This window comes from Achromobacter sp. Marseille-Q0513 (genome assembly GCF_018195695.1).
Lineage (GTDB): Bacteria > Pseudomonadota > Gammaproteobacteria > Burkholderiales > Burkholderiaceae_B > Achromobacter.
In genome coordinates this window covers 1-460 of record NZ_JAGTJY010000520.1, presented here as the reverse complement: position 1 = coordinate 460, position 460 = coordinate 1, and the positions used below count along the sequence as shown (strand labels likewise).

The following is a 460-nucleotide window of genomic DNA, read 5'->3' as shown; positions in this document are numbered from 1 at the left end:
GGCCCAGTCTACGTCGACAGGCGCAGCTGTCCTCATGAGAGTTGACCAGGGGGAAACAACGCAATGTCATCTCAGGATTTACCCTCGATTGCCACCTTGCACGCGCTCAGTTCCCGGCTGAGATTCCGGCAACTGCGCCTGCTGATCGCCATCGATGACCTGGGTTCGGTGCACCGCGCGGCGCAGATGCTGCACATGACGCAACCCGGCGTCAACAAGTCGTTGCGCGAGATCGAAGACACCTTCGGCACCAGCCTGTTCATCCGTTCCACCCAGGGACTGACGCCCAATGAACTGGGACGCAGCGCGATCCGCCACGCGCGACTCATGTGCGCGAGCCTGGGTCATATGCGTGACGAGCTGGATGCGATCCGCCGGGGCCAGGGCAGCCGGATCGCGATCGGCACCATCGCCGGCGGGCTGGCGGCCGTGCTGGCCGATGCGCTGCTGCGCTTTCAAC

The 460-nt window shown here is 64.3% G+C and carries 1 protein-coding gene; it reads left to right on the top strand.

Annotated features, from left to right (window positions below; translation table 11 throughout):
- Positions 1 to 96: 96 nt before the first annotated feature.
- Positions 97 to 460: LysR family transcriptional regulator (locus KDH83_RS31575; RefSeq protein ID WP_212323117.1), on the top strand; the 364-nt coding region annotated here is incomplete at its 3' end.